Annotated in this window: 8 protein-coding genes and 1 pseudogene; 8 read left to right on the forward strand and 1 reads right to left on the reverse strand. The window is 48.9% G+C overall.

The features are described from left to right. The 7 genes from ACOJS8_RS00590 to ACOJS8_RS00620 all read left to right on the forward strand — a co-directional run. Positions 1–1273: serine hydrolase (locus ACOJS8_RS00590; protein WP_420146587.1), on the forward strand; the 1273-nt coding region annotated here is incomplete at its 5' end. A gap of 383 nt (positions 1274–1656) precedes the next feature. Further along, positions 1657–1983: a PadR family transcriptional regulator gene (locus ACOJS8_RS00595; protein ID WP_420146588.1), complete on the forward strand. Its 327-nt coding sequence runs from the start codon at positions 1657–1659 to the stop codon at positions 1981–1983. A 5-nt stretch (positions 1984–1988) separates the two neighbouring features. Beyond that, the gene (locus tag ACOJS8_RS00600) at positions 1989–4583 is read left to right on the forward strand and encodes an ABC transporter permease (protein ID WP_420146589.1); all 2595 of its coding nucleotides are present in this window, start codon (positions 1989–1991) and stop codon (positions 4581–4583) included. Positions 4584–4721: 138 nt separating this feature from the next. Further along, positions 4722–5885 (forward strand): PA14 domain-containing protein, encoded by a 1164-nt coding sequence (locus ACOJS8_RS00605; RefSeq protein ID WP_420146590.1) that lies wholly within the window; start codon positions 4722–4724, stop codon positions 5883–5885. A gap of 69 nt (positions 5886–5954) precedes the next feature. After that, a complete protein-coding gene (locus tag ACOJS8_RS00610) occupies positions 5955–7217 on the forward strand; it encodes an exo-beta-N-acetylmuramidase NamZ domain-containing protein (protein WP_420146591.1) in 1263 nt (420 codons plus the stop codon). Between the two features lie 113 nt (positions 7218–7330). Beyond that, the gene (mnmA, locus tag ACOJS8_RS00615) at positions 7331–8500 is read left to right on the forward strand and encodes a tRNA 2-thiouridine(34) synthase MnmA (protein WP_420146592.1); all 1170 of its coding nucleotides are present in this window, start codon (positions 7331–7333) and stop codon (positions 8498–8500) included. A gap of 178 nt (positions 8501–8678) precedes the next feature. Beyond that, entirely contained in the window at positions 8679–8912 is a 234-nt protein-coding gene (locus ACOJS8_RS00620; protein ID WP_420146593.1) for a response regulator transcription factor, read from the forward strand. Between the two features lie 21 nt (positions 8913–8933). Here the strand turns inward: ACOJS8_RS00620 and ACOJS8_RS00625 are convergent, their stop codons facing one another. Beyond that, on the reverse strand, positions 8934–9365 hold the full coding sequence (locus tag ACOJS8_RS00625) for a hypothetical protein (RefSeq protein WP_420146594.1): 432 nt from the start codon (positions 9363–9365) through the stop codon (positions 8934–8936). 173 nt (positions 9366–9538) lie between these two features. On the opposite strand from ACOJS8_RS00625, the pseudogene ACOJS8_RS00630 reads away from it, so the two are divergent. Further along, a pseudogene (locus tag ACOJS8_RS00630) lies at positions 9539–9841 on the forward strand (deoxyribose-phosphate aldolase); the annotation flags it as partial.

The raw sequence follows: 9841 nt of genomic DNA on the forward strand, positions 1-9841 counted from the left end.
TGGCATCGCTAATGTACAGGATTCTGTACCCGTCACGAATCAAACCGTTTTTGCAATTAACTCATGCACGAAAGCCTTCACGGGCGTTGCCATCATGCAGTTGGTTGAGGCTGGAAAGATTGACCTCTCAGCGCCCGTATCCCGCTACCTGGATGAGCTCCCGGCGGCCTGGCAACCCGTCACCATCCGGCAACTACTCACGCATGTTTCGGGTCTGCCGGATATTTTGCGGAAAGTTCTAAATCCGGCTACGGGTGGTTTGACAGGATCAGATACGGAGGAAACTGCGTGGGAAAAAGTACAGGCGCTGCCGATGGAATTCCCGACCGGCACCCAGTTTAGTTATAACCAGACAAACTACCTGCTGCTGGGAAAAATCATCGACAAGTTTACGGGACAGCCGTTTGCGCAGGTTTTCCGGGAAAAACAATTTACGGTAGCGGGTATGCCTCACACGGTGTTTGGCGACTCGCGTGACATCATACCGCATATGGCTCAGCAGTACCGCTACGTGACCAGTTTAGATGGAAAACCTCTCCCCGAAGCGCGCCTGACTCACTTCAATCACGAATTTCCTACCTCCCGCCGTACGGCATCGGGCCTGAACAGTACCGCCGAAGACATTGCTCACTGGCTCATCGCATTGCAACGGGGCAAACTTTTGAACTCCCAAACGGCGCTCAACACGCTCTGGACTGCCGGAACATACAACAACGGTTCGCCAACGCAATGGGCGCTGGGCTGGATGACCAAACCACGTCCGAAACATCGTGCCGTTGTGGCTACGGGTGGTGGTCGCTCGGCTTTTTTTGTGTATCCGGATTCGGACTTGGCTGTTGTTGTTTTAACGAACCTGTCGGGCGCTTCTCCCGAAGACTTCATTGATGAACTAGCGGGTGCTTACAATCCCGCTATTCCCGAATCCGATCCAATTACAGCCCTTCACATGCAGTTGCGAAAGCGAGGGTTCGAAAACGCCATTGACGTAGCAAATGACGAAAAGAAGAAAAATCCAGCCTTTAAACCCACAGAAGACGATTTGAATGACTGGGCGTATCGAATGATGAGTCGGGGCCAGTTGAAAGAAGCACTGGGTGTTTTCAAGCTCAATACTAGTCTCTATCCTGAAAGCTGGAATGTGTACGACAGCTACGGCGAAGCTCTTCTAAAGAATGGCCAAACAGAAGAAGCCATTACGATGTACAGAAAATCCGTTACGTTAAACCCTAATAACCAGGGCGGGAAAAAAGTCTTAGAAAGACTTGCCAAGTAGTTTGTATTCCGTGTAGATCAGCAAAAAACAAAGCCAGACGACGCGAAGTCACCTGGCTTTTGGTTCGTTTTCTAAAACAGTTATTATTAAAAATCAGGTGCTTTTCACAGCATCCCCGTTTAGCAACGAATCACGGGTATATAACGGTTTTAGGGCCTGAATTGTTAGATAAACTGAAAAATTATTAAATAATTTTTCAGTTTATTATGTCGACTGGGAAAATAGCTGACCACTGCAACTGTCCAGGAACGTACAGAGAATGTCCGCTTCTGGACAAATGTATTAAGTGCATGGCTGATAAATAGCCCGTTACGTACTAAACAGGCTTATTTTACTCATTTGGCAAGGCATTTGTTATACATATACATAAGTAATAAAGAACGATGAAAGGTACGTATCTGGGCGAATTCGAAGAGGTGGTTTTGCTGGCTGTGGCAATTCGATCGGGAGATGCTTACGGGGCGGCTGTCGTCAACGAAATTGAACAGCAGATGGGGCGCTCAGTCAACCTGGGCGCGGTGCATTCAGCGTTGAACCGGCTTCAGGAAAAAGGGTTGGTTAGTTCCGAAATGGGTGGTATGACAGCTGAGCGCGGGGGTCGCCGAAAGCGACTTTATTCAGTAACGGCCTATGGTCGGCGAGCATTGGAAGAGATTCGACAACTGCGGAACCAGATGTGGGATGCAATTCCCCGCACCGCCTGGTCATAAACTCTATGCAACCACCACGCTTCGCTACGTATCTGCTGCATGTATTCCTGGCTTCCCACCGAGTTGAGGAAGCTGAAGGCGATTTGGCTGAACTGTTCCAGCAACGTATCAAAGAAGTAGGGCCGCAGCAGGCACGCTGGCGCTACGTTCGCGACGTAGTGAGTTTGCTACGTCCTTCTCTGATGAAACGAGAAAAACAATACTTCCCAAGACCAATCAATACAACCATGATTCGCAACTACCTGACAATCGCGTTCAGAAACCTGTCCAAAAACCGGGTGTACTCCTTCATCAATATTTTCGGGCTAGCCTCGGGCATGGCCGTGGCGATGCTGATTGGTCTCTGGATATACGACGAACTGTCGTTCAACAGACAGTTCAAAAACTACGACCGGCTGGCCAAACTCTGGCAGTTTGTGAAGTTCGATGCCGAGAAAGCGTCCTACGATGTGATGCCCATTCCGCTGGCGGAGGAGCTGCGGAGTAAATACCCTGATTTCGAATCGGTTGGCATATCCGTAACACGTAACGTTATTCTGGCGGCTGGGGAGCGGAAGCTGCTGAAACTTGGCAATTACGTCGAGCCTGATTTTATCAATATGGTATCGCTGAACGTAGTGTCGGGGACATCGTTTGGAAGCAATGACGTCAATTCGATTCTCCTGTCTGAATCGCTCGCCAATGCGATGTTCGGAACAGAAAGCCCCCTTAACAAGCTAATCAAACTGGATAATATGCAAACGGTGAAGGTAACGGGCGTCTACGAAGATTTCCCAGCCAATAGTACGTTCAACGACGTAACGTTTCTGGTACCCTGGAAATTCTTTGCGGCTAACGATGCGGGAGCCAAACGCGATCAGAACGAATGGGATTCCAACTCGTACCAGATTTTCGTTCAGCTCAAACCGGGTGCCAGCTTCGATCAGGTATCAGCTAAAATCAAGGATATCCGGATGAAGCGGGATAATCCACCGGGTTATAAACCTGAATTTTTCCTGCATCCGATGACGAAATGGCACCTGTATTCCGATTTTAAAGACGGCGTTAATACGGGCGGGCTCATTACGTTTGTCTGGCTGTTTGGTATAATTGGCGTTATTGTGTTACTGCTGGCCTGCATCAACTTCATGAACCTGAGTACGGCACGTAGTGAAAAACGCGCCAAGGAAGTCGGGATTCGGAAATCGATTGGATCGTTACGTAGTCAGTTAATTTCGCAGTTTTTCAGCGAATCGCTGCTGATAGCACTCCTGGCTTTTATCCTTTCCATTCTATTCGTTCAGTTGGCCCTGCCTTTTTTCAATCAGATAGCTGAGAAAAAAATGTCGATTCTATGGACCAATCCCTGTTTCTGGCTAGCCGGTTTGGGTTTCAGTCTGCTGACGGGTTTGATTGCGGGTAGCTATCCGGCCCTGTATTTATCCTCGTTCCAGCCTGTCAAAGTGCTTAAGGGTATTATGCGAACCAGTCGTTCGGCCACGATTCCACGGCGGGTACTGGTCGGTTTTCAGTTTACGGTTTCCGTTACGCTCATCATCGGCACCATCATCGTATTTCGGCACATCGAATATGCCAAAGACCGCCCGGTGGGTTACAGCCGTAGTGGATTGATCGAAATCGGGATGAACGCCCCTGAGCTGTATGGCCATTACTCAGCCCTACGGAATGATCTTCTCAATATGGGCGCTGTAGCTGCTATGGCGGAGTCGTCGAATTCAATAACCGAACAGGCTGGCGGCACAACCGATATTTCATGGAAGGGCAAAAAGTCTGGCAGTAAGCCATTGGTCATGTCGAACTACGTAACGCACGATTATGGCAAAACGGTCGGTTGGCAGATAAAGGAAGGGCGGGATTTCTCCCGGGATTTTACGACGGATAGCACATCGATGGTTTTGAACGAAGCGGCCGTAAAACTGATGAGCTTCAACCGTCCGATTGGCGAAACTGTTTGGCAAAGTGGGCGCGAGTACAAGGTCATTGGTGTCATTAAAGACATGGTGAAAGAAGATCCATTCAAGCCGGTCAACCCTTCTTTTTTTGCGGTCAACTATCGGAATGTCAATACCATTACCTTACGACTTGCCCCACAATTATCGGCTAATGACGCGCTGGCGAAAGTAGAGCAGGTATTTAAAAGCTACAGTCCCGATACGCCCTTCGATTATAAGTTTGTGGATGACCAGTATGCCCGGAAATTTGGCACCGAAGAGCGAATTGGCCGGCTTGCCGGTGGATTTGCCAGCTTAGCCATTTTGATTAGCTGTATGGGTCTGTTTGGCTTAGCCTCGTACATGGCCGAACAACGTACCAAAGAAATTGGCATTCGTAAGGTACTGGGCGCATCGGTGTTCAACGTGTGGCGACTGCTTTCCAACGAATTTATGATTCTGATCGTTATTTCGTTCTGTCTGGCGACTCCCATTGCCTACTACGTACTGTCGGACTGGCTACAGAATTACCAGTACCGTACTGAACTATCCTGGTGGATTTTTGCCATTGCCGGGATAGGAGCCTTACTTGTTACGTTGCTGACGGTCAGTTATCAAAGTATCAAAGCTGCTTTAGTAAATCCGGTGAAATCACTACGTAGTGAATAGTGAAGACAGCGAGCCTGGGGATTAGAGTAAAAATAATCCTTACCCCTCCGCCCCTTGCCCTACACAAATTATTTACCTGACAAACAACCACGTAATGAATAAACTTCGTAACTTCTCTACGGCTAAATCAGGTGTCGTATGGGAACGTTGCGGGTGGTAGCATTACTGAGTTTGTCGCTGTTTGGAAACGGGTTATGGGCGCAGAAAACCAAACCCGCAAATGGCCTTGAGGCTGGCCTGAAAGGCGAGTATTTTAACGGGCCAAACTTCGAACGCAAGGTAATGACCCGTACTGACCCGCAGGTTGATTTTAACTGGAACTGGCAGTCGCCCGGTCCCGACGTACAACGCGAATATTTCTCCGTACGCTGGACCGGCAAACTCTATGCACCAACGTCGGGAACGTATCGTTTTAGCGCAACGGTAGACGACGGGGTGCGGGTATGGGTGAACGGCAGAAAAGTGATTGATGAATGGCGTAAGCAGGACGACAGCAACTTTGTGGGCGAAATCTCACTGACCGGCAAGAAGTTCTACGACTTGCGGATTGACTACTACAACGATTGGAAAGGCAGCGTCATTTCAGTATTTTGGGAGTCGCCTGATGACCGACGACTCCTCAGCTTCGTCTCCCGGCCTACCAAGACTATTCCGGCCACATACCTGTTCCGCAAACCAGACCGCCCAGTACAAACCTCAACTGCATCGGCGAAGCCATTACCAAACGTAGCAAAACACGAACCTGTCCGAACGTTACCAGTCGCCGGTCGCTCTGCTACGTTCACCGCCAAACCAACAGCCCTGAAGTCCTCGGTTAGTTTGCCCAAACGTAACGTAGTACCCATTACGGCCGTGGTAGCCTCAATGCCCCAGCCTAAATCACAAACCAACGTAACGCAAACGGCTGTACTCACGCCATTTAAGGAAGAGAAACAGCCGTTTGATAATTTAAAGCTGGGGGAAACGATTGTGTTTCGTCGCGTTACGTTTGCACAGAGTGAATACACTCTTTTACCAGAATCTCATGCCGAACTGGATAAGTTGGTGAACGCTTTGCTGCTGCATCCGAACTTCCAGATTGAGATTGCCGGCCACACAGACAACGTAGGCGACAAACGGCTGAACCAAACCCTGTCCGAATTCCGGGCTAAAGTAGTGGCCAGTTATCTGTGTCGTCATGGCATTGCCGATAGCCGTGTTACGTTCAAAGGATACGGTGGTTCGCAACCCATAGCCGACAACGCCAGCGAGACGCTACGTGCCCAAAACCGCCGGGTCGAGTTTACGGTAACAAAGCAATAGAATTGTACTCCTTGTAGATAAGCACATTTATAAGCAACTTGCTGCCCTACCTCGCTACGTCGAAATCGCATGAAGGCTCATTCACTCACTTTATTCTCATTACTGCTCAGCCTTCTCTGTTTAGGCTATTGTTTCACATCTGTCAGGCCACTCCGCGACACGGGATCGACGAAAACGGCTCGCATAACGGATAAAGCAAACCCGCAACTCATAACCGGAGCTGATCAGGTAGCGGCCTACCTGCCTTATCTTAAGGGGAAACGCATTGGGCTGGTTGTTAATCAGACATCCATTATCGGAAATAAACCCAGCGTCGATAGCCTCGTTAGTCTGGGCGTGAACATTGTGCGGATTTTTGGACCAGAGCATGGCTTTCGGGGAAATGCCAGCAATGGAACAAAAGTTGACGACAGCGTCGATGCAAAAACCGGTATTCCGGTGATTTCGCTCTATGGTAAAAACCGGAAGCCATCGAAAGAGCAGCTGGCCGACGTTGATCTGATGGTTTTCGACATTCAGGATGTGGGTTGCCGCTTCTACACCTACATCAACACACTCAACTACGTTATGGAAGCCTGCGCCGAACACCGTAAAGAGTTAATGATTCTGGATCGGCCCAACCCCAACGGTTTTATTGTAGACGGCCCCATTCTGGAAGATCATCTTCATTCGGGCATTGGTATACATCCTATTCCGATTACGCACGGTTGTACGCTGGGTGAATTTGCCCAGATGATTAATGGTGAAGGCTGGAATTTGCCCGGCAAGAATCTCTGTAAACTGAAGATCATTAAAGTGGCAAATTATGCGCACGACATGCCTTATACGTTACCCGTAATGCCTTCACCCAACCTGAACACGCAACAATCCATTATGCTTTATCCGAGCATTTGCTGGTTCGAAGGTACGATCATTAGCCAGGGGCGCGGTACTTACATGCCGTTTACGGTTTTGGGAGCTCCCGAACTAAAAGGTAAATATTCTTTTTCGTTTCGTCCCGTTAGCATCAAAGGCATGAGCGAAACGCCCCTGTATCAGGACACCGAGTGTTACGGTCTCGACCTGCGAAAGTATGACGTGAACCTACTCCGTAAATCGAAGAAGCTTAATCTGCAATGGCTCATTGAGTTATACAAGGCGTATCCTAACAAAGCCCGTTTTTTCGACAATACGATCAGCAACCAAATTGGGAAGTTCGACTTTCGGAGCGGCAACGAAACGTTACGTAAGCAAATCATAGCGGGGACCTCCGAAAAAGAAATCCGCCAAAGCTGGGAACCTGGTTTAGCTAAGTATAAACAGATGCGGAAGAAGTATTTGCTGTATCCGTAAAGTTTCTGTCCGGACAGAAAACCGCCATTGGAACCCAAACCACTCTACTGGCTGTTCGCTACGTATCACTGAATTTACTAGATCGGAGGGCTTTGAACCCTTGCAGATGAACAATGAGCAAACACGGACGTATTCTGGTCGCCATGAGTGGCGGCATTGATTCTTCACTGGCAGCGGTGATGCTGCACGAAGAAGGGTATGAGGTTATTGGCATGACCATGAAAACCTGGGATTATGCTTCTTCCGGAGGTACCAAAAAAGAAACCGGATGCTGTAGCCTCGACAGTATTAACGATGCCCGCAACATTGCCGTTAGCCTTGGTTTCCCCCACTACATTCTGGACATTCGGGAAGAGTTCGGCGACTACGTCATCGATCATTTTACAGGCGAATACCTCGAAGGTCGTACACCGAATCCCTGTGTGCTTTGCAATACGCACATTAAGTGGGATGCCCTGCTACGTCGGGCCGACCGGCTGGACTGCGAATCGATTGCTACGGGGCACTACGCCCACATACGGAACGAGAACGGGCGCTACGTTCTGTCGAAAGGGATTGATACGCTAAAAGACCAGTCGTACGTTTTGTGGGGCGTATCGCAGGAAAGCTTGAGCCGTACCAAACTCCCGCTCGGCCATTTGCGAAAATCCGAAATTCGGGAGATGGCGAAAGAGCGCGGTTTTATTGAGTTAGTCACCAAATCAGAATCCTATGAAATCTGTTTCGTGCCCGACAACGATTACCGGGGATTTCTGAAACGACGCATGCCGGGTCTGGAAGCCGAAGTAGCGGGTGGAAATTTCGTGATGGAAGGAACCGGCAAAATTCTGGGCCAACACCAGGGGTATCCATTTTACACCATCGGTCAACGAAAAGGATTGGGTATGGCTTTTGGGCAACCCATGTTCGTTACGGAAATTCGGAAAGACACGAATGAGGTGGTGCTTGGCGTCGATAAAGATTTGTTGCGGGATGGCATGATCGTCAGCAAACTGAATCTACAAAAGTACGATCATATTAACGGCCCGCTCGAGACGATTACGAAAGTACGGTACAAAGATCCCGGTACAGCAGCAACCATTGCGCAACGTGGTGATCAGATCGAAGTGCTTTTTCACGAAGGCGTATCGGCTATTGCTCCCGGACAGGCCGCTGTTTTTTACGAAGGCGACGACGTAGTGGGAGGAGGCTGGATTATGAAAAGTTTTCGTCAAAGCGACAATCGGCCAGATCTGGCGGCCTTGCACTCTGTAAATCCCGTCGTCAGCAACACGATTCTATAAGGCGCGGAACGTAACGTTTTTTCGTAAACATTTTATTAAAATCCCCGAAAACAGGCACCGTTTTTCCTGTTTTCGGGGATTTTTACCGTTTACACAATTCTTTAAAAGAAATCAGCTCTATTTAGCTTATTTACTGAGAGTTAGCTAAATCCCTGGTAACCCAAGCCGCGCCTATCCTATGAATCAATTACCACACTCCAACGGTCAAAATCCTATTCAGTTAAATCATCGCGAACGTCAATTTCTTCAGCTGGCCTGCTCCGAATTGACCTACGCTCAAATCGCCGATCGCATGTGCGTCAGCCCACGTACTGTAGATGGTTATCGAGAATCCTTATTCGTCCGCCTACAGCTAAAAAGCCGGGTTGGTTTAGTCATCTGGGCGGTAAAAGGCGGATTTGTGGCTTTGTAAGTCAGTTATTCTTCCTACGTACTACTTCGACGAATACGGCAGGCGCGGAACCTGCACGTACGTAGTAGGCTGTGCCCTATCTTGGGCACGAGCACCCGCTGAATCTGCCCCTTCTGGAGAAGATTCAGCGGGCTTTGGTACATATTTCGTAAGCAGCGATTCAATGAAATCAACGCCCGCATAGCCAATGCCAATCAGTGTAAGAAGTACGTCTTTGGTAAACAGTAGCAAGCCTTTATCATCCTGAAGCGTGACGACGCCCAAAGCGCCGGCAATAAATCCGATGAATAAACTGACAATCAATCGCCGGGAGTCGAACAGGTTTCCTTGCTGGTTTGTAGCGGCTGCGCTTTCGGCAAGCTTTTTCAAACCAGCCAGACTACGGATGCCCTGACCAAGTATTCCTAACAAGCCACCAAGAAGTAAGTTTTGCAGTAGTTGGGTTGTGTCCATTGGTTTACAAACAGTTAGCTTCTACCAAAGCATTATTGATCATTTATCTATTGATCGTAAGCCACTCTATCTCTTGCTAACCAGACTACCCTGATCGCCTTATCCAAAGAAGACACGTAACGTTATCCCGGCCTAATCGCTTATCTTAGTCACCATTTTTCATCAATAGCATTATGGCTAAAATCCAGATCAGCAAGCTTGCCAAGTTAATTGACCACGCGCTGCTGCATCCTACACTTACAGATGCTGAACTACGTGCTGGTTGCGAATTAGCCGTACATTACAACGTAGCGTCGGTTTGTATTAAGCCACACGCCGTTCTGCTGGCGAATCAACTGCTGGCGGATTCTGACGTGTTGGTTGGCACGGTGGTCGGGTTCCCGCATGGTGCTACTGACACCCGCATTAAAGTAGCCGAAACCCTACAGGCTTGCCGAGATGGTGCTGTCGAAATTGATATGGTTGTCAACGTCGGT

Source organism: Spirosoma sp. (assembly GCF_048594605.1).
Classification (GTDB): Bacteria; Bacteroidota; Bacteroidia; order Cytophagales; family Spirosomataceae; genus Spirosoma.